This is a genomic window from Actinomycetospora straminea (assembly GCF_028737255.1).
GTDB classification, from domain to species: Bacteria; Actinomycetota; Actinomycetes; order Mycobacteriales; family Pseudonocardiaceae; genus Actinomycetospora; species Actinomycetospora straminea.
The window spans coordinates 22620-43847 of sequence record NZ_JAQZAN010000029.1 but is presented as its reverse complement, the minus strand read 5'-3'; the positions used below and the strand labels follow the sequence as shown (position 1 = coordinate 43847).

The 21228-nt window shown below is 74.4% G+C and carries 21 protein-coding genes and 1 riboswitch; of the genes, 10 read left to right on the top strand and 11 right to left on the bottom strand.

Annotation, left to right across the window (positions count from 1 at the left end):
- Positions 1 to 176: 176 nt before the first annotated feature.
- From garA to PH190_RS27945, 6 genes are all read left to right on the top strand, one after another.
- Positions 177 to 644 (top strand): glycogen accumulation regulator GarA, encoded by a 468-nt coding sequence (garA, locus tag PH190_RS27970; protein WP_274234813.1) that lies wholly within the window; start codon positions 177 to 179, stop codon positions 642 to 644.
- Positions 641 to 1558 carry a MerR family transcriptional regulator gene (locus PH190_RS27965; protein ID WP_274234812.1) on the top strand — a complete coding sequence of 306 codons (918 nt, stop codon included), beginning with the start codon at positions 641 to 643 and terminating at the stop codon, positions 1556 to 1558. Before garA ends, PH190_RS27965 begins: the two co-directional genes overlap by 4 nt.
- A gap of 216 nt (positions 1559 to 1774) precedes the next feature.
- Entirely contained in the window at positions 1775 to 2248 is a 474-nt protein-coding gene (locus PH190_RS27960; RefSeq protein WP_116710890.1) for a bifunctional nuclease family protein, read from the top strand.
- A 121-nt stretch (positions 2249 to 2369) separates the two neighbouring features.
- Positions 2370 to 2987, top strand: a complete 618-nt coding sequence (locus tag PH190_RS27955) for a MerR family transcriptional regulator (protein WP_420791719.1) — start codon at positions 2370 to 2372, stop codon at positions 2985 to 2987.
- Positions 2988 to 3271: 284 nt separating this feature from the next.
- A riboswitch (glycine riboswitch) is annotated at positions 3272 to 3375 on the top strand.
- 203 nt (positions 3376 to 3578) lie between these two features.
- Positions 3579 to 6569 carry an aminomethyl-transferring glycine dehydrogenase gene (gcvP, locus tag PH190_RS27950; protein WP_274234811.1) on the top strand — a complete coding sequence of 997 codons (2991 nt, stop codon included), beginning with the start codon at positions 3579 to 3581 and terminating at the stop codon, positions 6567 to 6569.
- A gap of 254 nt (positions 6570 to 6823) precedes the next feature.
- A complete protein-coding gene (locus PH190_RS27945) occupies positions 6824 to 7039 on the top strand; it encodes a hypothetical protein (protein WP_274234810.1) in 216 nt (71 codons plus the stop codon).
- Between the two features lie 10 nt (positions 7040 to 7049).
- Here PH190_RS27945 and PH190_RS27940 read toward each other — a convergent pair whose 3' ends face one another.
- The 3 genes from PH190_RS27940 to PH190_RS27930 form a co-directional block, all read right to left on the bottom strand.
- A complete protein-coding gene (locus PH190_RS27940) occupies positions 7050 to 7601 on the bottom strand; it encodes a Clp protease N-terminal domain-containing protein (RefSeq protein WP_274234809.1) in 552 nt (183 codons plus the stop codon).
- A 14-nt stretch (positions 7602 to 7615) separates the two neighbouring features.
- The gene (locus PH190_RS27935) at positions 7616 to 7831 is read right to left on the bottom strand and encodes a helix-turn-helix domain-containing protein (protein WP_274234808.1); all 216 of its coding nucleotides are present in this window, start codon (positions 7829 to 7831) and stop codon (positions 7616 to 7618) included.
- A 77-nt stretch (positions 7832 to 7908) separates the two neighbouring features.
- Positions 7909 to 8775 (bottom strand): alpha/beta hydrolase, encoded by an 867-nt coding sequence (locus tag PH190_RS27930; RefSeq protein ID WP_274234807.1) that lies wholly within the window; start codon positions 8773 to 8775, stop codon positions 7909 to 7911.
- A gap of 141 nt (positions 8776 to 8916) precedes the next feature.
- Between PH190_RS27930 and PH190_RS27925 the strand changes: the two genes are divergently transcribed.
- Positions 8917 to 9852: an AraC-like ligand-binding domain-containing protein gene (locus tag PH190_RS27925; protein ID WP_274234806.1), complete on the top strand. Its 936-nt coding sequence runs from the start codon at positions 8917 to 8919 to the stop codon at positions 9850 to 9852.
- Between the two features lie 3 nt (positions 9853 to 9855).
- On the opposite strand, the gene PH190_RS27920 is transcribed toward PH190_RS27925, so the two are convergent.
- From PH190_RS27920 to PH190_RS27885, 8 genes are all read right to left on the bottom strand, one after another.
- Positions 9856 to 10659 (bottom strand): universal stress protein, encoded by an 804-nt coding sequence (locus PH190_RS27920; protein WP_274234805.1) that lies wholly within the window; start codon positions 10657 to 10659, stop codon positions 9856 to 9858.
- A complete protein-coding gene (locus PH190_RS27915) occupies positions 10656 to 12056 on the bottom strand; it encodes an APC family permease (protein ID WP_274234841.1) in 1401 nt (466 codons plus the stop codon). The genes PH190_RS27920 and PH190_RS27915 overlap by 4 nt, the downstream gene beginning before the upstream one ends.
- Positions 12057 to 12169: 113 nt before the next feature.
- Positions 12170 to 13474 (bottom strand): MFS transporter, encoded by a 1305-nt coding sequence (locus PH190_RS27910; protein ID WP_274234840.1) that lies wholly within the window; start codon positions 13472 to 13474, stop codon positions 12170 to 12172.
- Positions 13475 to 13605: 131 nt separating this feature from the next.
- The gene (locus tag PH190_RS27905; protein ID WP_274234804.1) at positions 13606 to 14391 is read right to left on the bottom strand and encodes a VldE C-terminal domain-containing protein; all 786 of its coding nucleotides are present in this window, start codon (positions 14389 to 14391) and stop codon (positions 13606 to 13608) included.
- A gap of 371 nt (positions 14392 to 14762) precedes the next feature.
- Entirely contained in the window at positions 14763 to 15761 is a 999-nt protein-coding gene (locus tag PH190_RS27900) for an NAD(P)/FAD-dependent oxidoreductase (RefSeq protein ID WP_274234803.1), read from the bottom strand.
- Positions 15758 to 16948: a hemolysin family protein gene (locus tag PH190_RS27895; protein ID WP_274234802.1), complete on the bottom strand. Its 1191-nt coding sequence runs from the start codon at positions 16946 to 16948 to the stop codon at positions 15758 to 15760. The genes PH190_RS27900 and PH190_RS27895 overlap by 4 nt, the downstream gene beginning before the upstream one ends.
- Positions 16945 to 18303, bottom strand: coding sequence for a hemolysin family protein (locus PH190_RS27890; protein WP_274234801.1), 1359 nt, complete (start codon positions 18301 to 18303; stop codon positions 16945 to 16947). The genes PH190_RS27895 and PH190_RS27890 overlap by 4 nt, the downstream gene beginning before the upstream one ends.
- 19 nt (positions 18304 to 18322) lie before the next feature.
- Entirely contained in the window at positions 18323 to 18796 is a 474-nt protein-coding gene (locus PH190_RS27885; protein WP_274234800.1) for a PPOX class F420-dependent oxidoreductase, read from the bottom strand.
- A gap of 50 nt (positions 18797 to 18846) precedes the next feature.
- Between PH190_RS27885 and PH190_RS27880 the strand changes: the two genes are divergently transcribed.
- From PH190_RS27880 to PH190_RS27870, 3 genes are all read left to right on the top strand, one after another.
- Positions 18847 to 19578 (top strand): SDR family oxidoreductase, encoded by a 732-nt coding sequence (locus PH190_RS27880; protein WP_274234799.1) that lies wholly within the window; start codon positions 18847 to 18849, stop codon positions 19576 to 19578.
- A gap of 141 nt (positions 19579 to 19719) precedes the next feature.
- Positions 19720 to 20652, top strand: coding sequence for a type I pantothenate kinase (coaA, locus tag PH190_RS27875; protein WP_274234798.1), 933 nt, complete (start codon positions 19720 to 19722; stop codon positions 20650 to 20652).
- Between the two features lie 72 nt (positions 20653 to 20724).
- Positions 20725 to 21204, top strand: coding sequence for a MarR family transcriptional regulator (locus PH190_RS27870; protein ID WP_274234797.1), 480 nt, complete (start codon positions 20725 to 20727; stop codon positions 21202 to 21204).
- Positions 21205 to 21228: the final 24 nt, after the last annotated feature.

The window sequence follows — 21228 nt, the reverse complement described above, 5'->3', positions numbered from 1 at the left end:
CGTCCGCTCACCGAGGGTGGGGAGGGCCTCGACCCCGTGACGGGGACCGGTACCGTGTCGGCCACCTCGCGACGATCCGTCACCGAGCCCCGCACCGGCGCCTCCACCGCGCCGCGCGGCGGCCTCCGGGGACGGGCGGGACGACCTGGACGAGCACGACACGACGGAGGAGCACGGTGAGCACAGGCGGTCCCCCGGTCCCCCCCGAGCGTCAGGGCGAGACGACGTCGGTCTTCCGGGCCGACTTCCTGGCCGAGCCCGAGACCGAGTCGCGCGGCGCCCCGGTCTCCGGGGTCGACTCGCTGCCGGCGGGCTCGGCGCTGCTGGTGGTGAAGCGTGGCCCGAACGCGGGATCGCGCTTCCTGCTCGACCGCGACACCACGAGCGCCGGTCGCCACCCCGACTCGGACATCTTCCTCGACGACGTCACCGTCTCCCGCCGGCACGCGGAGTTCCGCCGCGACGGCGCGGAGTTCGTGGTGGTCGACGTCGGCAGCCTCAACGGCACGTACGTCAACCGCGAGCCGGTCGACACCGCGGTGCTCGCCAACGGCGACGAGGTGCAGATCGGCAAGTTCCGTCTCGTCTTCCTCACCGGCCCCCGCGACGGCGGGTCGGCCGGGGCGGGGGCGGGGCTGGAGTGACCGCCGCCGGGCTGCCGGAGCCGGGGGGAGCCCCCCTCTCGATCGGCTCGGTCCTGGACGCGCTGCGCGCCGAGTTCCCGGAGATCACGATCTCCAAGATCCGCTTTCTCGAGTCCGAGGGGCTGATCCGCCCGGCGCGCACGCCGGCGGGCTACCGCCAGTTCTCGCACGACGACGTCGTCCGGCTGCGGTTCGTCCTGTCCGCGCAGCGCGACCACTACCTGCCGCTCAAGGTCATCCGGTCCCGGCTCGAGGAGTTCGACCGGAACCCCGTGCCCGGCGGCCCGTCGCTGCCCGGTGACCTGCCGGTCGGCGGCGGCGCCGGGACCACCGGCAGCACCGGGACAGCGCTCGCCGGCGGCCCGGCGATCGACGGCGGGGGACCGGGCGGGCCCGGGGGTCCCGGTGGCCCCTCGGGTCCCTCCGCGAACGGCGGTGGCCCCAGCGCCGGGGCCACGGCGCGGCTGCGCAGCCTCGCCTCGGTGGCCGACCGCGTCGAGCCCGACGAGGACCCCGACGGCCCGGTCGCCGGGGTCGCGCGCGGGGACACCGTGGGTCGTGACGTGCTGCTCGCCGAGGACGGCGTGGACGCCGCGCTGCTCGACGGCCTGGAGAGCCACGGCATCCTGCGCCCCGACGCCGACGGGCGCTACGAGCCCGAGGACGTGCTCGTCGCGCGCACCGCGGCCTCGCTCGCCCGCCTCGGCGTCGAGCCCCGCCTGCTGCGCTCCGTGCGCGCCGGCGCCGACCGCGAGGTCGGTCTGCTCGCGCAGCTCGTCACGCCGGTCGCGCGCAGTCGCGGCCCGGAGGCGGCCCGGCGCGCCGAGGAGCTGTCCGCCGAGCTCGCCGCCCTGTCCGGGCGCCTGCACGCCCTGCTCGTCGGCGCGGGCCTGCGCCACGGTCTGCGGCGCTGACGGCGGGGCCACGGGACGCCGCCGACCAGGGCGTCACACGGCCGTCACGAGCCCGCCACGACCCCGGCACACGGGCCCCGCACCCGCTCGGCGACGCGCGCCCGGAGCGTCCCTCGGACGCGCGCGCGGCGGTCGCGGAGCGTGTAGCGTCACGGTTCGTCGACCGAGGGCTGGGAGACGGAGCCTGCGGGCCCGACCAGGAGGAGGGCGAGTCGCATGAGCGAGATGCGTGTCGTGGGTGTGCGGGTCGAGCTCCCCGCGAACCAGCCGATCCTCCTCCTGCGGGAGGCCGAGGGTGACCGTTACCTCCCGATCTGGATCGGATCGGTGGAGGCCACCGCCATCGCCCTCGAGCAGCAGGGCGTCAAGCCGGCCCGTCCGCTGACGCACGACCTGCTCAAGGACGTGCTGGGCGCGCTGGACCGGCGCCTGGAGCAGGTGCGGATCATCGATCTGCAGGAGGGCACCTTCTACGCCGAGCTCGTCTTCGACGGCGACGTACGCGTGTCGGCCCGTCCCAGCGACTCCGTGGCGCTGGCCCTGCGCGTGGGCGTGCCGATCCACGCCGAGGAGGGTGTGCTCTCCGAGGCCGGGCTCGTCATCCCCGACGAGCAGGAGGACGAGGTCGAGAAGTTCCGCGAGTTCCTCGACTCGGTGTCCCCGGAGGACTTCCGAGGGGCGGACACATAGCGTGTCCGACGCCCCGCTACTCTCACCCTGAACTCGAGGTCGAGAGTCGCCGCGCGTCGCGTTGACCCCCGTCTCCGCCGCTCGTACCGTCGGCGACACCACGGTACGAGGGAGGCAGTCGGTGAGCGGTGGTCAGGACGGCGGTCCCGCCGGCCCCGAGCTCGAGCCCCTCGGCCCGGAGGGTGAGCAGGGCCTGTTGTTCGCCGACGAGCTGTTCGGCGACACGGATGCGGACACCGGTGACGTCCTCGGCTACCGCGGTCCCGCCGCCTGCCAGATCGTCGGCATCACCTACCGCCAGCTCGACTACTGGGCGCGCACGAAGCTCGTGGTGCCGAGCATCCGCACCGCGACCGGCTCCGGCTCGCAGCGCCTGTACTCGTTCAAGGACCTCGCGGTGCTCAAGGTGGTCAAGAACCTCCTCGACACCGGCGTCTCGCTGAACAACATCCGCGTCGCCGTCGAGCAGCTGCGTCGCCACGGGGTGCGCGACCTCGCGCGCATCACCCTCTTCTCCGACGGGGTCACGGTCTACGAGTGCACCTCGCCCGAGGAGGTCGTCGACCTGCTCCAGGGCGGCCAGGGCGTCTTCGGCATCGCCGTCGGCGGCGCCATGCGCGAGATCTCCGGGAGCATCTCGCGCTTCCCGGCCGAGCGCGCCGACGCCGCCGCCGTCGACCACGCGCCGGAGGACGAGCTCGCCTCCCGCCGGGCCCGGGGGACACGCACCGCCGGGTGACACCAGCGCTGACGACACTCCGGGGAGATCGTCCTGGAGAGCCGGTCGGCGAGGGGCACGTTCGGCAGACCTCACGGCCCGCTGATCGTGCGCAACGTGCCCCTGGGGTCCCGGCGGGCCCGAAGGTCGCGCGGCGTGCTCTCCACGATGATCTCCCGAGGATGCCGTGGGTGTCGTCGCGCCGGCAGCGCTGACGACCTCGGCAGCGCCCGGAACCGGTGATGCGGCCCACGCAGGTCCTGGGTCGGCGACGCCATCTGAGGTACCCTCATCGCGTCGTTCTTGGACACCGCGCGGGAGAGACCTGCAGTCAGAAGCCTCTGGGCGCAGGCGCCGAAGGAGCAACTCCTCCCCGGAACCTCTCAGGCACCCCGACCGCGCAGAGGAGACGACCTCTGGAAAGTGGTGACCGGTCCGGGTCCTGCCCGGAGCGCGATCCCGCCGACGGTGCAAGCCGAGGGTGAGCCCACCCCACCGGCGAAGCTCTCAGGCGCCCGCACGGGAGCGGGCAGCGGCAGAGGGGGAGGCCGCGCGACGGACGGGGACGTCCGAGTCGCGCGAGGCCCCAGCCCGCCCTGCACCGGAGGCGTCATGAACGCACCGCACGGTCCCGCACCCTCCTCGTCCTGGGATTCCGCCCCGCTCGCTGCCCTCGAGCACGGCGTCCCCTTCGCCGACCGCCACATCGGCCCCGACGCGCGCGGCCTGGCCCGCATGCTCGAGACGGTCGGCGTCGGCTCGCTGGAGGAGCTCGCCGACCGGGCGATGCCCACGTCGATCCGCACCGACCCCGCCGACTGGTCCGACGACGCCACCGGTGCCGCGCCGCCCCCGCCCGCGACGGAGGCCCAGGTGCTCGACGAGCTCCGATGGCTCGCGGCGCGGAACACCGTCCTCGAGCCGATGCTCGGACTCGGCTACCACGGCACGATCACCCCGCCGGTGATCCGCCGCAACGTCCTCGAGGACCCGGCGTGGTACACCGCGTACACGCCCTACCAGCCCGAGATCTCCCAGGGCCGGCTCGAGGCGCTGCTGAACTTCCAGACGATGGTCTGCGACCTCACCGGCCTCGACGTCGCCGGCGCCTCGATGCTCGACGAGTCGACCGCCGCGGCCGAGGCGATGCTGCTCCTGCGCCGCGCGGACAAGACGAAGTCGTCGCGGTTCCTCGTCGACGCCGACACGCTGCCGCAGACGATCGCCGTGCTGCACACCCGCGCCGAGGCGCTCGGCATCGAGATCCAGGTCGTCGACGTGACGGGTGGGGCGAGCGGAGCGACGGGGGAAGCGGTGGCGCTGCCGGCCGACGACTTCTTCGGCCTCCTGCTCGCCGCCCCCGGCGCCTCGGGCGCGCTGCGCGACCACCGCGGCGTCGTCGAGGCCGCCCACCAGCGCGGCGCCGCGGTCGTCGTGGCCTGCGACCTGCTCGCGGCCGCGATGGTCACCCCGCCCGGGGAGATCGGCGCCGACGTCGCGGTCGGGTCGACCCAGCGCTTCGGCGTCCCGCTGGGCTTCGGCGGTCCGCACGCCGGGTTCCTCGCCGTGCGCCAGGGCCTCGCGCGCCAGCTGCCGGGGCGCCTGGTCGGCACGTCGGTCGACGCCGACGGCGACCCTGCCCACCGCCTGGCGCTGCAGACGCGCGAGCAGCACATCCGCCGCGACAAGGCCACGAGCAACATCTGCACCGCCCAGGTGCTGCTCGCGGTGATCGCTGCGATGTACGCCGTGCACCACGGCCCCACGGGCATCCGCACCATCGCGCGCCGCACCCACCGCATGGCCGCCGTGCTGGCGGCGGGCCTGGTCAAGGGCGGCGTCGAGGTCGTGCACCGCGAGTTCTTCGACACCGTGCTGGTGCGGGTCCCGGCACGGGGCGAGCGAAGCGACGGGATGGGCACGGGCGCCGCCGGCGCGGTGGCGGCCTGCCGCGCCGAGGGGATCCTCGTGCGCGAGGTCGACGCCGACCACGTCGGCGTCTCCTGCTCCGAGCGCACCACCCGCGAGCACCTGCGCGCGCTGTGGCGGGCGCTGGGCGCGGGGGAGATGGACGCCGAGGACCTCGACGCCGCGACCGGCGACGCGATCCCGACCCCGCTCGCGCGCACGTCGTCGTACCTCACCCACCCGGTCTTCCACCGGCACCGCAGCGAGACCGCCCTGCTGCGCTACCTGCGCGAGCTCGCCGACAAGGACGTCGCGCTCGACCGCAGCATGATCCCGTTGGGCTCCTGCACGATGAAGCTCAACGCGACCGCCGAGATGGAGCCGATCACCTACCCGGGCTTCGCCGAACTGCACCCGTTCGCGCCGGCCTCGGACGCGCCGGGGATGCTCCAGGTGATCCGGGACCTCGAGGACTGGCTGGTCCACCTCACCGGCTACCACGCGGTCTCGCTGCAGCCCAACGCCGGCTCACAGGGGGAGCTCGCCGGACTGCTCGCGATCCGCGCCTACCACCGCAGCCGCGGCGACTCCCACCGCGACGTCTGCGTCATCCCGGCCTCGGCGCACGGCACCAACGCGGCGTCGGCGATCTCGGCGGGGATGCGCGTGAAGGTCGTGAAGACGACCGACCGCGGCGACGTCGACCGCGACCACCTGGACGAGGTGATCGCGGAGGTCGGCGACGCGCTGGCCGCGATCATGATCACCTACCCGTCGACGCACGGCGTGTACGAGCCGCACGTGCGCAAGGTCTGCGCGGCCGTGCACGACGCGGGCGGGCAGGTCTACGTCGACGGCGCCAACCTCAACGCCCTGGTCGGGCTCGCGCGGCCCGGCCGCTTCGGCGCCGACGTCAGCCACCTGAACCTGCACAAGACCTTCTGCATCCCGCACGGCGGCGGCGGTCCCGGCGTCGGTCCGGTCGGTGTGGCCGAACACCTCGCGCCGTTCCTGCCGAACCACCCGGCCCAGCCCACCGCGGGGCCGGCGACCGGGGTCGGCCCGGTCGCGGGCGCGCCGTGGGGCTCGGCGTCGATCCTGCCGATCTCCTGGGCCTACGTCCGGCTCATGGGGGTCGACGGCCTGCGCCGCGCGACGCTGACGGCCGTCGCCGCGGCGAACTACGTCGCGAAGCGCCTGCACGAGCACTTCCCGGTGCTCTACACCGGGCCGGACGGCTTCGTCGCCCACGAATGCATCCTCGACCTGCGCCCGCTGACGAAGGCCTCGGGCATCTCGGTCGACGACGTCGCCAAGCGCCTCGCCGACTACGGCTTCCACGCCCCGACGATGTCGTTCCCCGTGGCTGGCACGCTCATGGTGGAGCCGACCGAGTCCGAGGACCTCGCCGAGATCGACCGGTTCTGCGACGCCATGATCGCGATCCGCGGCGAGGTGGCCCGCGTCGAGTCGGGGGGGTGGCCGGCGGACGACAACCCGCTGGTCCACGCCCCGTTCACCGCGCGCTCGGTGCTCGGCGGGTCGTGGGACCACGCCTACACCCGCGAGGAGGCCGCCTTCCCGGCCGGCGGGCGCCCGACGAAGATCTGGCCGCCGGTGCGCCGGATCGACGCCGCCCACGGCGACCGGCACCTCGTCTGCTCCTGCCCGCCGCTGGAGGAGCTCGCCGAGTAGGGCCCGTGCGCTCGGTGCGGGGTTGATCGGGGAGCGAAGGTCACCGTGGCTGCCTGCCAGGCAGCCGGTGTGACCTTCGCTCCCCAACCCGCGAGCGGCCCGATCGCAGCGAGGGACGCCCTCGCTGCGTCGCACGCAGCAGAGGACTCCCTCGCCCGACGTCTCGCCCGGCGCAAACGGGTGTGCGGCGTGTCGTCTCACCCGATCGTGTGGCCAGAGGTGACACTGGGGCGCACGAGACCAGGGGGTCATCCGTGGGCACGCTCATCGCTGCAGGCATCGTCGTCGGCGTCACGCTGGGGTTCGTCGTGGGGCGGCGCTGGGCGGAGTACTTCCGTGCCCGCCGCGACGCCAGCCTGATCTTCGCCAACCGCACGGTCTACCGCGGCAAGAGCGACCTCGCCTTCGTCCTCGGCGGCCTGCTGATCCTCGGACTCCTGATCTTCTACGCGAACAGCCCGTCCTTCTGACGCTTCGCGGTCAGCCGCTGGCCGCCCCGGGCGCGTCGTGGTCGAGAGCGGCCCGCATCCCGGCCAGCGTGACGCCGCGGGCGGCGAGCAGGGGCTCCGCGCGCCCGGTGGCCGTGTGCAGCATCCCGAGCAGCACGTGCTCGGTGCCGATCGTCCGGTCGCCGTGGTGCACGGCCTCCCGCAGCGCCAGCTCCAGCACCTTCTTCGCGCCCCGGTCGACGGGGCGGTGCCCCCAGCGGCGCCGCCGGCGCCCCGCGGCCCGGGTGCTCTCCAGCGCGCCGGGGCCGAAGGCGTCCTCGACGCGCTCGCGGACCTCATCGAGGTCGATCCCCACGCTGGCCAGGGCGTCGCGGTCGGACACCGTGGAGCGGCGGAGGTCGTCCTCGACCTCGCGCAGCGTCACCCCGTGGGCCGCGAGCAGGGCGGCCCCGCGGCTGTCGGTCGCCCGGCAGACGCCGAGCAGCAGGTGCTCGCTGCGGATCGTGTCGTCCCCGCGCTCGCGCGCGGACTCCTGCGCGAGCACGACGACCCGGCGCGCCGGGTCGGTGAACCGTTCGAACACGTCGCCTCCTGTGCTCAGTCGAGGTGGCGGCGGTACTTCTTGTGCACCGCCTGCCGGCTGACCGACAGCCCGTCGGCGATCTGCTGCCACGACCACCCCTGGTCGCGCGCGTTGCGCACCTGCAGCTCCTCGAGGGACTCCAGCAGCGTCCGCAGCGACGCCACCGCCGCGAGGCCCGTCGCCGGGTCCCGCGAGGTGGCCGCCGCCGCCACCGCCGTCGCATCAGCCATGTCTGTCAACCTACGTTGACGAACAGACCGTGTCAACCACGGTTGACAACCCGCGGGCGGTGGCGGCGCGGTGCCGCTCAGACCGTGATCGCCTCGGTCGGCGCGTCCGGGGCGGGGACGATCGGTGGCGGGGTCGTGGCGTGGCGCAGCGCCCAGGCCAGGACGTAGTCGGCGATCTCCTCCCAGCCCGGCGCGGCGGGCAGGAGGTGGGGCTTGCTGCCGTACTCGACGACCTCGGTGATCGTCTTCTCCGACTTGTAGTGCGCCGCGTTCGACCACTGCACCTTCGGCGGCATGATGTTGTCGCAGCTCCCGGCGACGAACAGCAGCGGCGCGCGGCGGTCGTTGTGGTAGTCGACCCAGGTGCCCTGGTGGCCCGGCGTGAGGTTGGCCAGCGCGCTCTCGACGAGGATGCGGCCCGACACCGGCACGGCGTAGCGCTCGTAGAGCGCGCGGGCCTGCTCCTCGGGGAAGGTGTTGGTGAACGCGTAGTTCCAGTGCGCGAAGTCGTAGCGGATCGCCCGGTGCCGGTTGGCCGGGTTCTTCAGCACCGGGAACGTGGCCCTGACCTGCGACAGCGGGATCACCGGCACGCCCTCGGTCGGCGCCGAGTTCAGGGCGACGCCGGCGGCGCCGAAGCCGTGGTCGAGCAGGATCTGGGTGAAGGCGCCGCCGGCGGAGTGCCCGATGATGATCGGCGGGGACGACAGGCCGCGCAGGATCTCCTCGAGGTGCTCGACGATCGCGGGGACCGTGAGCGCCTCGACGGGGGAGGGGTCGGCGTTGAGGGACTCGACCTCGACCTCGAAGCCGGGGTACGCGGGCGCGATCACCCGGAAGCCCTGGGCCTCGTAGCGGGCGACCCACTGCTCCCACGACCGCGGGGTCACCCAGAAGCCGTGGACGAGGACGATGGTGTCGGGGGTCTGGTGGGCGTCGGTCATCCCGGTGCTCCTCGATCGGACGACGGTCTGATCACCGTAGGTAGAGCACCGGTGCCGGAGTTGTCCCAGCGTGCGGACTTCTTGCCTCTCGGTGCGTCGGAGGCTTGGTCTGGTGGCCCCAGCTCTCTACGCTCAGTCACCATGCTCGTGTTGGACTCCTGCGACGTGCCGCCGACCGCGCGGGCCGAGATCGTCACGACGCTGATGGCCGAGACGAGCGCCGCCACCGTCACGCTCGCGCCCCACGCCGACCTGCACGCGCGCATGGACCTCTGGCAGCTCGGCCGCCTCGCCCTCTTCCGCAGCGAGTCCTCGGGGATGGCGATGTCCCGCGACGTGCGCCGGGCGCGGCGGGAGGAGACGCCGATCGTGGCGCTCGCGGTCCAGGAGCGGAGCACCGCGCGCCACGAGCAGTTCGGGCACCGGCAGACCGTCGCGCCGGGCCGCCTCATGATGGTCGACCTCTCGGCGCCCTTCGCCTTCTCCTGGGCCACGTCGGGGGCGTCGCGGGCGCTGCAGGTGCCGCTGGACGCGCTCGGCCTGCCCCCCGAGGTGGTCCGCGAGGCCGGGGCGCGGCTGGACGCCAGCCCGCTCGCGGGGCTCGTCACCCGGCACATCGTGGACCTCTTCGCCGCCGCCGACCGCCTCGCCGCCTCCGAGCAGGCCGCCGCGATCGGGTCGGCGACCATCGACCTCGTCCGCGCCCTGCTCGCGTCCACGGGCCCGCGCGACCCGGGCGCGACCCGGGAGACCCTGCTCGCGCAGGTCCACGAGTACGTCCGCCAGCGGCTGCGCGACCCCGACCTCGACGCCGACGAGATCGCCGCCGTGCACGCGCTCTCGCGGCGCCGGCTCTTCGAGCTCTTCGCCGACGCCGGAAGCAGCCTCGAGCAGACCATCATCGCCCGGCGCCTCGAGGCCGCCCACGACGAGCTCGGCCGGCCCGGCGCGCGGCACAAGGCCATCGCGACCGTCGCCCACGAGTGGGGCTTCCGCGACGCCGCCCACTTCACGCGGCGGTTCAAGGACGCCTACGGCATCACCCCGCGGGAGCGGCGCGCGGCGGGGGACACCTGACGCTCAGGACAGGGTCGTCGTCCCCGGCGTGAGGACGACCGGCACGGGCGCGGCGCGCAGCACCGCGGCGCCGGGGTCGCCGAGCAGGACGCGGGTGGCGGTGCCGACGGCGTTGGCGCCGACGACGAGCAGCTCGCCCGGGTCCCAGCCGATGCCCGTCACCGCCTCCTCGACGGTGGCGTCGGCGGCGGCGAGGGTCTCGGCGTCGGTCACCCCGAGCTGGGCGAGCGCCGCGCGCTGCGCACCCTCCATCTGCTCGCGCCACTGCTCGACGACGATCTGCTCGGCGTGCAGCCCCGCCTCCGGCGGCACGGTGCGCCCGCGCTGGGGCCCGAACGACGCCACGCGCACGGTGGCGCCGGTGCGGCGGGCGAGGTCGACGGCGGTGGCGAGCACCCGCTCGGCGTGGCGTCCGCCGCCCCACGCGCAGGTCACGCGCGTGATCGGGCCCTCGTGCAGCGCCCCGTCGCGGCCGAGCGCGACCGGGACGTCCGCGGCGCGGGCGAGCCGGGCACCGATCGAGCCGGGGCCCGGTGGTGCGTCGCCGAGCACGACGACCGCGGCCTGGTGGGCGTGCGCGGCGCGGGCGAGCCCACCGGGCACGGAGCGGTCGGCGATCGAGGTGACCTCGACCTCGACGCCCTCGATCGCGGGTGCCTCGGGCACGGCGGGTGCCGCGTCCTCGCCGGGGCCGGTGACGGTGCACAGGACGAGTGGGCCGCCGAGCGCGCGGGCCAGGCGTCCCCCGAGCACGAGCGCCCGGCCGTCGGGGTCGGTGCCGGGCAGGTGGCCGACGAGGACGGTCACGAGGGCTCCCCAGCGGTCCGCTCGGCCGTCGCCAGCCGCGAGTGCCGCGCCCCGTAGAACGCCCAGAACGCCAGCGCGACCCCGAGCCACAGCACGAACACGACCAGCGTGATCCACTGCAGCCCGACGATGAGGTAGACGCAGGCGGCGATCGAGAGGATCGGCGTCACCGGGTAGCCCGGCACGCGGAACCCGCGGGGCAGGTCGGGCGCGGTGCGCCGCAGCACGATGACGCCGATCGACACCACGCAGAACGCCACGAGCGTGCCGACGCTGACCAGGTCGGCGAGCACGTCGAGCGGCACGAGCCCCGCGAGCAGGGCGACGCCGACGCCGACGAGCACCGTCGTCGGCACCGGGGTCAGGGTGCGGGGGTTCACCCGCGAGAGCAGCGGCGGGAGCATGCCGTCGCGGCTCATCGAGAACAGGATCCGCGTCTGCGCGTACATCGTCACCAGGGTGACGCTGAAGATCGAGATGACGGCGCCCGCCGCGATGACGATCCCCGGCCAGGCCGCCCCGGTCACCTCGCCCATGATCGCCGCGAGGCCGGCCTCCTGGCCCTCGAACTCGCCCCACGGCTGCGCCCCGAGCGCCGAGACCGCCACGAGCAGGTAGACCACGGTGACGACGACGAGCGCGAGCATCAATGCGCGCGGGAGGTTGCGCCGCGGGTCACGGACCTCCTCGCCGGCCGTCGACACCGCGTCGAGCCCGATGAACGAGAAGAACACCGTGCCCGCGGCCGCGCCGATGCCGCCGAGACCGAGCGGGGCGAACTCCGCGAAGTTGTCCACGTCGAACGCGGTGAACGCGATGGCGACGAAGAGCAGCAGCACGCCGAGCTTGATCACCACCATGATCGTGTTCACCACGGCCGACTCGCTGACCCCGCGCACCAGCAGCAGCGTGCAGAGGATGACGAGGACCACGGCGGGCAGGTTGAACACGCCGCCCGCGCCCGGCGCGCCGGACAGCGCGTCGGGGACCCGCACGCCGATCGTCGCCCGGAACAGCGCGTTGACGTACTCCGACCAGCCCACCGCGACCGCGGCCGACGACACGAGGTACTCGAGGATCAGGCAGGCCGCGACCGCCATGGCCGCCGCCTCGCCGAGCGTCGCGTAGGCGTAGGAGTACGACGACCCGGACACCGGCACGGCCGACGCCAGCTCGGCGTAGCAGAGCGCGGTGAGCCCGGCCGTGATCGCGGCGATGACGAACGACAGCACCACCGCGGGCCCGGCCTCCGGCGTGGCGGCGGAGAGCACGAAGAAGATGCCGGTGCCGACGGTCGCGCCGATGCCGATGGCGGCGAGCTGACCGAGGCCGATCGAGCGCTTGAGCTCGCCGCCCTCGTGCCCGTCCGAGGCGTCGGCCCCGGACTCGGCGGCCATCGCGGCGACCGGTTTGCGCCGCAGCCAGGCGGCGCGGTCGGGTGTGGGCACGACGGTCCCTCTCGAGCGTGCGAACGTGGGGTCCCCTCACCCTCGAGCGGAGGATCGGCAGCCTAACTCGCGTCCACGGTGGCCGCCCCGCGACTCGTCCGGCGTCCGACGACCAGGGCGACGACGGCCGCCAGCACCGTCACGACGCCGACCACCCACAGACCGGCGCGCTGGCTGCCGGTGAGGTCGGCGAGCCCGCCGGTGACGTACGGCGCGACGAAGCCCGAGACGTTCCCCAGCGAGTTGATCAGCGCGATCCCGCCCGCCGCGGCCGCGCCGGTGAGGAACTGCGAGGGCAGCGGCCAGAAGGTCGGCAGCGCCGAGCAGATCCCGACGGCGCAGACCGTCACCGCGGCGATCGCCGAGAACGGGTCCTGCAGGTAGAGCGCGATGGGGATCGCGATCCCGCCGACGAGCATCGGCATCGCGAGCCACCAGCGCCGCCCGCTCTCGCCGGCGAGGAAGCCGCCGTCGGTGCGCGTCGCGGCCCGGTCGGCCGCGCGGCTCCACAGCACCATCCCGATGGCGGCCACGGCGTAGGGCAGCGAGGTGACCAGGCCCTTCTCGATCGTGTCGAGCTTCGTGCCGAACTGCTGCTCGAAGCCGGCGACGATCGTGGGCAGGAAGAACCCCAGCGCGTAGAGCCCGTAGGTGATGCCGAAGTAGACGAAGGCGAGCACGAGGATCCGGGGGGCGGTCAGCGCGCGGCGCAGGGGCCAGTGGTCGGCGGCCCGGACCTGGGCGGACTCGGCGTCGAGGCGGTCGCGCAGCCAGCGGCGCTCGTCGTCGGCGAGCCAGCGGGCGTCCTCAGGCCTGTCGGTGAGCGCCCACAGCGTGAGGAAGCCGAGCAGGATCGCCGGGATCCCCTCGAACAGGAACATGACCCGCCAGCCAGACAGGCCGAACAGGCCGTCGCCCGCGGAGATGATCAGCGCGCTGACCGTGGAGCCGATCGCCGTCGACACCGGCACCGCGACCATGAACCAGCCGACCGCCCGCGCCCGGTACTCGGCCGGGAACCAGAAGGTCAGATAGAGGATGATCCCGGGGAAGAAGCCCGCCTCGGCGACGCCGAGCAGGAACCGCAGGACGATCAGCACGGTGGCGTTCGGCGCGAACGCCATGACCGTGGCGACGATGCCCCAGGACACCAGGATCCGCGTGATCCACCGCCGCGCCCCGAAGCGGTGCAGCGCGAGGTTGCTCGGCACCTCGAGCAGCAGGTAGCCGACGAAGAAGATCCCCGACGCCAGCCCGAACACCGTCGCCGTCAGGCCCAGCTCGTCGTTCATGCCGTTCGGGCCGGCGAAGCCGATGTTGACGCGGTCCAGGTAGTTGACGAAGTAGAGCAGCCCCAGCAGGGGCATCAGCCGGCGGACGACCTTGCGCAGCGTCCGCCGGCCGAGATCACTCTCCGTGCTCGGTCCACTCGTCTCCGTCGACACCGGTGTAGTGGACCAAACGTGTCACGTCTCTGTGAAGTCCCGCGGTGAGGGCGCTATGTGCAGCTGCGCAGCGCCGAGACGTCGGGGGAGCCGCCGCGCTCGAACGAGATGTGCACGTGGTCCTCGTGGTTGGCCGTGGCGCCGCCGCGGTCCTCCATGCTCTCCCAGCCGGAACCGGTGTTGATGCGCTGGTTCCAGATGACGTAGGAGACGCCCAGGTCGCTCGCGTTGTCCATGACGCAGTCGGCGAGCGCGTCGCCGCTCGTGGTCATGAAGTCGAGCGCGTACCCGTCCGGGTGGTCGGACTGCCCGCCGCGGCTGCCGACGCCGAGGACGTCGTGGCCGGGGAAGACGCACTCCATCGCGTTGCCGACCTCCTGCACGGCGTCCGCGACGCCGCCGTAGGAGCCCGAGGCCCCGCAGTTCGTCACCGACGCGGTGCGCTCCCGCTCGGCGGCGGCCTCCTGGGCGCGCTGCTCCTCGGCCGCGCGGGCCCGCACCTCGCGGGCGGTCGCGGCGTCCGCGGCGCGGTCGCGCTCGGTGGCCTTGATGAGGTCCGCCGCCGCCGCGCTCGTGCCCGGGCCGCTGACAGGCGCCACGGCCGACCGCGCGCCGGCCGGGGACGCCGACGAGGAGGTGCCGGCGAGGGCGGCGCCCTGGGAGGAGAGCTCGAGGGTGGTCGCGGCGCCCTGCGGGTCCTGGTCGGGCAGGGCGATGACCGCCGGCCCGACGAGGGCGAGCGCGCTGCCGGTCAGGCCCGCGGCGACCGCGCCGTGCCGGATCGCCGAGCGGCCGGGGGAGCGGTGCCGGGAGGCGCCGCGGACGGCGCCCTCGGGCATGACGAACGGGACGGTGCGGGGCTCGCGTCGGCGCGGTCCTTCGTGCGCGTCACGGCCCCTGGGGGAGCGTTGCCGTGTCACGTGCTGCCTTCCACTACGGGAACGGCCCGGCGGCACCGTCGGGGTCGGTGCTCGCCGATCGGGGAGAGCGAGGTCGACCGTCGGGGGAGCCGTGACCTGCTCGTAACCGTTCCGTGAGCGACAGTAGACGAACCGGACGCGGGGATCCGGCGGGGTTGCCTGCCCCACGGCGGGCGGGGAGCACCGCGCGGTCGGCGGTCACGGGGCGCGACGGAGGGACCGCTCGTCGTGGCGCCGTGCCGTCGGCAGGCCCGGTCAGCGGCGATCCGGTGGGCGATCGACCAGGCGGATCAGCGGGACAGGCGGTCCGCGACGGCCCGGCCGAGCAGGGTGCCCGAGCGCCAGGCCGTCTCGACCTTCGGGCTGCCCCAGCCGTCGCCGCACAGCCCGACGAGGTCGTCGGTGAGCGCGAAGTCGTCCTCGCGGGGCTCTGCGGGGCTCGCGTAGGACCAGCGGTGGGCGTGGGTCCAGGCCGGCGCGTCGTCCAGGCCGAGCAGCTCGGCGACCGCCGCGACCACGGGTGCGATCGCGCCGTCGGGGTCGTCGAGGTGGCGCCGGGCCCGGGCGCTGCTGGTGTGCGCGACGAGCACCGGGGCGCCGTCGCCGCGCCGGTCGCCGTCGTCGGCGACGAGGTCGACGTCGGGGTGCCCGTTGACGAACGCCGCCGCGAACCGCTCCCAGCTGCGGTGCCCGTAGCCGAGGGCCACCGAGATCACCGGCTCCCACGTCCGGTCGGCGACGAGCTCGGCCGCCCGCAGCGCGGGGTGCAGCAGGCGGGCGGCCTGCGGGTCGGGCATCGCGAGCACGACCGCCCGGGCCGCGAGCCCGTCGACCGCGGGGCCGGGGGTGACGGCCTCGACCGTGTGCCCGGTGGCGACGTCGAGGCCCTCGGCGAGGTCGGCGACCAGCGAGCGCAGCCCGCCCGGCGCGCACCACCGCTGCGGGCCCTGCTTCGACGACCAAGTGCCGTCGGCGTCGTGGCTCGCGAGCGTGTCGGTCCAGGGGCGGGCGAGCCCGCGGGCGTGCCAGTCGTCGACGACGGCCGAGAACTCCTCGTCGCGCACCGTGAAGTAGGCGGCGCCGAGGTCCACGACGTGCTCGGACGCGCCGTCGGGCAGCGGCCGGCTCGTCAACCGCCCGCCGACCCGGTTCGACCGCTCCAGCACGCGGACGGGCGTGCCGGCCGCGAGGAGCGCCCGCGCGCAGGCGACGCCGCTGATGCCGCCGCCGACGACGAGGACGTCGGAGCGGATCGGCGAGGTGTCGGCACCGGTCACGTCACCGGTCACGTGCGTGCCCCCGACGACCGGTACACGTGCGTGCTGTCGCGCACCGTGCCCACGTACTCCTCGACGAGGTCCTCCAGGGCGACCAGGCCCACCGTGGAGCCCTCCTCGTCGACGGCCCGCGCGAGGTGCGAGCCCTCGCGGCGCAGGGCCGCCAGCGCCTCGTCCACCGGCGCGGAGAGCGCCAGCTCGGGCAGGGCCCGGACCCGGTCGGCCGGGACGGGCTGGTCGCCGGCCTCGTCGTCGGACCGGCCGTCGCCGTCGACGTCCCCGAGGTCGAGCACGTCCTTGACGTGCAGGTACCCGTCGAGGGCGACCACCGGCTCGTGGTCGTCGTCCTCGCCGGGCGCGTCCGGGGTGATCGGCGTCGTGCCGAGCTCGTGGCGGTGGGTGTCCAGGCGCGGGTGGGCGTCGGGACCCAGCGGGGCCTGCACGGGGAAGCGGGAGAACCCGGTGCGCGCGACGGCCTCCTCGACCGCGCCGACCGTGGGGTTCGGCGGCAGGACGGTGACGCGGTCGAGCGGGATCATGACGTCGGCGACGGTGTGCTCCGCGGAGCTCAGCGCCTGGGTGAGCCGGCGGGTCTGCGAGGCGTCGAGCAGCCCCTCGCGGCGCGACTCCGAGAGCATCTCGGCGATCTCCTGCGGCGTGTACGCCGCCTCCCGCTCGTCGACGGGGGTGACGCCGAACAGGCGCAGGACGTGGTTCGCGCACCAGTTCAGCACCACGATGACCGGCCGGGTGACCTTGAGGAACGCCACCAGCGCGGGCACCAGCCACAGCGAGGTGCGCTCCGGGCCGGCGATGGCGATGTTCTTGGGCACCATCTCGCCGATGACGATGTGCAGGATCGTCACGATCGCCAGCGCGATGGCGAACGAGAGGGCGCGGGTCACCACGGTCGGCACGCCGAGGGGCTCGAGGACGGCCTCGAGCTGGTGGGCCACCGCGGGCTCGCCGAGCGAGCCGAGGGCCAGCGAGCAGATCGTGATCCCGAGCTGGGCGGCCGCGAGCATCATCGACAGGTGCTCGGAGGCGCGCAGCACCGTGGCCGCGCCGGCCGTGCCCTCGGCCTGCAGGGCCTCGAGGCGGTCGCGGCGCGCGGAGATCAGCGAGAACTCGGCGCCGACGAAGAACGCGTTGCCCCCGAGCAGCGCGATCATCAGCAGCAGCGCGACGTAGTCGCTCACGAGCCCTCCTCCACGCCGCTCGCGGTGACCGCGGCCGGCTCGACCTGGGGCGGGCGGACGACCCGGACCTCGCTGATCCGCCGGCCGTCGACGCGCGTCACGATGAGCTGCCAGTCGTCGTGGGTGACGGCGTCCCCGACGTTGGCCAGGCGCTGGAGCTCGGCGACGACGTAGCCCGCGAGCGTCTCGTAGACCTCGTTCTCCGGGAATCCCCAGCCGACGAGGTCCTCGAGCTCGTCCGGGCGCAGCATCCCGGAGACGATCCAGCTGTCGGGCCCCTCGTCGCGCACGCGGGCCGCCTCGCCGCGGTCGTGCTCGTCGCGGACGTCGCCGACGATCTCCTCGACGAGGTCCTCGAGCGTGACGATGCCCGCGGTGCCGCCGTACTCGTCGACCACCAGCGCCATCTGCAGCCCGGCGCCGCGCAGGCGGTCGAGCAGCTCGTCGCCGTCGAGGGAGTCGGGCACCGTCGTGGCGGTGCGCATGAGGTTGCGCAGCTTGGTGGTGGCGCGCCGGGCCCGGGGCTCGGAGAAGGCCTGCTTGACGTGGACGACGCCCTTGATGTCGTCGAGGTCGCGGTCGACGACGGGGAAGCGGGAGAAGCCGGTGCGCACGGTGGCGGCGAGCAGGTCGTCCACCGTGTCGTCCTGCGAGAGCGCCTCGACGCGCACCCGCGGGGTCATCAGCTCGTCGGCGCGGCGCTCGCTGACCCGCAGCGAGCGCGCCATGACCTCCGCGGTGCCCTCGTCGAGCGTGCCCTGCTGCGCGCTCGTGGCCACCAGGGAGCCGAGCTCCTGCGGCGAGCGCGCCGAGCGCAGCTCCTCGGCGGGCTCGATCCCGAGCCGGCGCACGATCCAGTTGGCCGACCCGTTCAGCCCGCCGATGAAGAAGGAGAAGATCCGGGAGAAGCCGGCCTGCAGCCCGGCGACCATCCGCGCGGTGCCCATCGGCCGCGCGATCGCGAGGTTCTTGGGGACGAGCTCGCCGAAGGTCATCGACAGGGCCGTGGCGACGATCAGCGCGATGATCGAGGCGGTGCCGCCGGCCGCGCCCGGGGGCAGGCCGACGTCCTCGAGCAGCGGGGAGATCAGCGTCGCGATCGCGGGCTCGGAGAGGTAGCCGGTGATCAGCGTGGTGATGGTGATGCCGAGCTGGGCGCCCGAGAGCTCGAACGACAGGTTGCGGTGGGCCCGCTGGACGACCTTGGCCCGCCGGTCGCCCACCTCGGCGACGTGGTTGTCGATCTGGCTGCGTTCGAGGCTGGTCAGGGAGAACTCGGCGGCGACGAAGATCGCCGTCGTGAAGGTGACGGCGACGAACCCGACCAGGCCCAGCACCGACAGGAGGACGTCCACGGTCGACCGAGTCCCCGCCTCAGCCCGACGTCAACCGGGTCAACCGGGCCGGGAAGCCGCCCGTGGCGATCGGTCCCCAGCGCTGCACGGTCAGCCGGATCAGCGACTTGCCCTGCTTCGCCATCGCCTCGCGGTACTCGTCCCAGTCGGGGTGCTCGCCCGAGATCGAGCGGAAGTACTCGCACAGCGGCTCGAGCGCGTCGGGCAGGTCGAGCACCTCGGCGGTGCCCTCGACGTGCACCCAGGGGCCGTCGAAGTCGTCGGACAGCACGCACATGGCCACCCGGGGGTCGCGCCGGACGTTGCCGACCTTCGCCCGCTCCGGGTAGGTCGACACGAGCAGGCGGCCGTCGGCGTCGATGCCGAGCGTCACCGGGGAGGTCTGCTCGCCCCCGTCGCGGCGGTGGGTGACGACGATCGCCTTGTGCCGCGTGCGCAGGAACGCGTCGAGCTCCTCGCGGGAGACCCGGTCGTTCGTCGCCACGTTCGCCATGGCGTCGAGCGTAGCCGCGGGCACCGACGGCGCCCTCTACGGTGATCGCCGTGGGTGCACTGGAGGGCCGGCGGGTGCTGGTCACGGGCGCGTCGTCGGGCATCGGGGCGGCCGTGGCGCGGGCCGCCGCCGACGCCGGGGCCACCGTCGGGCTGCTGGCCCGGCGCGCGGATCGCCTCGAGGCCCTGGCGGCCGAGGTCGGGGGGCACGCCGCCGCGGCCGACGTCACGGACGCGACGGCGGTCACCGACGCCGTCGACCGGCTCGCGCGGGACCTCGGCGGGCTCGACGCGGTGGTGGCCGCGGCCGGGACGATGCACGTCGGCGCGGTGGGGGAGACGGACCCGGCGCGCTGGCGCGAGGTGTTCGAGGTCAACGTCGGGGGCCTGCTCGCGACGGCCCACGCGGCGCTGCCCCACCTCGACGCGGGCAGCAGCTTCGTGACGATCTCGTCGATGTCCGGGCGGCGCATCCCCACCGCCGCGGGCGGGGTGTACGCGGCGAGCAAGTTCGCCGCCCACGCCGTCGACGAGACCCTGCGCCGCGAGGTGGGCCCGCGCGGCGTGCGGGTCACCACGGTCGCGCCCGGCTTCGTGGCCACCGAGCTGCTCGCGGCCGACGAACCGGGGCGTCCCGACGTCGTGTCCTTCCGCGAGCGGATGCAGGCGCTGGGCCTGACGCCCGAGCACGTCGCCGCCGCGGTGGTGCACGTGCTGGGCCTGCCGCCCGAGGTGTGCGTGGTGGAGTACGCCCTGGTGTCGACGGCCCAGCAGCACGGGTAGCGGATCGGTTCGGTGACCTGCGCCGCACGCGCTGGCGGGGGACCCCACGGCCGCGAGAACAATGTCCCGCCATGTGCGACGGAGCCTCGCCGGCGAGGGTCTCGTGAGCGGCAGCGTGCGTGGCGGAGCGGGGCCGCGCTCGTGAGCGGTAGCCCGTTCGTCGACTTCGACCGCGCGTCGTGGGCCCAGCTGCGCGACACGAGCGCGGTGCCCCTGACGGCCGAGGAGCTCGAGGAGCTGCGGTCGCTGGGCGACCCGGTCGACCTCGACGAGGTCCGCGACGTCTACCTGCCGGTGTCGCGCCTGCTCGACCTGCACGTGCGCGCCAACGCGGGCCTGCTCGACGCCTACCGCACCTTCCTGCGCCAGGACGAGGAGGCGACGCCGTTCGTCATCGGCATCGCCGGTTCGGTGTCGGTCGGCAAGTCGACGACCGCGCGGCTGCTGCGCCTGCTGCTGGCGCGCTGGTCGGACCACCCCGACGTCGCCCTCGTCACCACCGACGGCTTCCTGCACCCCAACGCCGAGCTCGAGCGGCGGGGGCTGATGGGGCGCAAGGGCTTCCCGGAGTCCTACGACCGGCGCGCGCTGCTGCGGTTCGTCTCGGACATCAAGGCCGGCAAGCCCGAGGTGCCGGTGCCGGTCTACTCGCACCTCGTCTACGACGTCCTCGACGAGCAGCGGGTGGTCTCGCGGCCGGACATCCTCGTGCTCGAGGGCCTCAACGTGCTCCAGCCCGCGCCGCAGACCGGCGAGCGGGCGAGCGCGCTGGCCGTCTCGGACCTCATCGACTTCTCCGTCTACGTCGACGCCCACCCCGGCGACGTGCGGCGCTGGTACGTCGAGCGCTTCCTGGCGCTGCGCGAGACGGCCTTCCGCGACCCGGCGTCCTACTTCCGCCGCTACGCCGAGATGGACGAGGACACCGCGCGGGCGCGGGCCGGCACGATCTGGGACGAGATCAACGGCCCGAACCTGCGCCAGAACATCGCCCCGACCCGCTCGCGGGCCGACCTCGTGCTCACCAAGGGCGGCGACCACACCGTGCGGCGGATCCGGCTCCGCAAGCTCTGAGATCCGTCGTCGGGATCGGCGGTGAGGCCGGCGCCTCCACCGGCACGGGCCCCGCTCGTGGGACCATGCGGTATGTCCACTTCCGCCACCGGGACCCAGGCCGAGCCGCGCAGGGGGTCGTCCGGTGGGTCCGGATCGTCCGATCCCGACCTGCCGTCGCGCCTGCGGCTGGCCGTCGGCCGTCTCAACCGCCGCATCCGGGTCGACTCGGCCGCCGCGCTGCCCCCGCTGCAGACGTCCGTGCTGGCCACGCTCGAGGACCACGCCCCGCTGCGGCTCTCCGAGCTCGCCCGCCGCGAGGCGGTCACCCCGCCGACGATGAGCCGGGTGCTGGCCGCCCTCGACGACGCGGGCCTGCTCGTGCGCACACCCGACCCGCAGGACGCGCGGTCGGCGCTGGTCCACCTGTCGGACAAGGGCCACGACGCCATCCGGCGCATCCGCACCGAGCGGACGGCCTCGCTGGCGCAGCGCCTCGACCGGCTCGACCCCGAGCAGCGCGCGGCCCTGGAGGCGGCCCTGCCCGCCCTCGAGCGCCTCGTGGAGGAATAGGCGCCACCCGCGGGTGTAACGTTC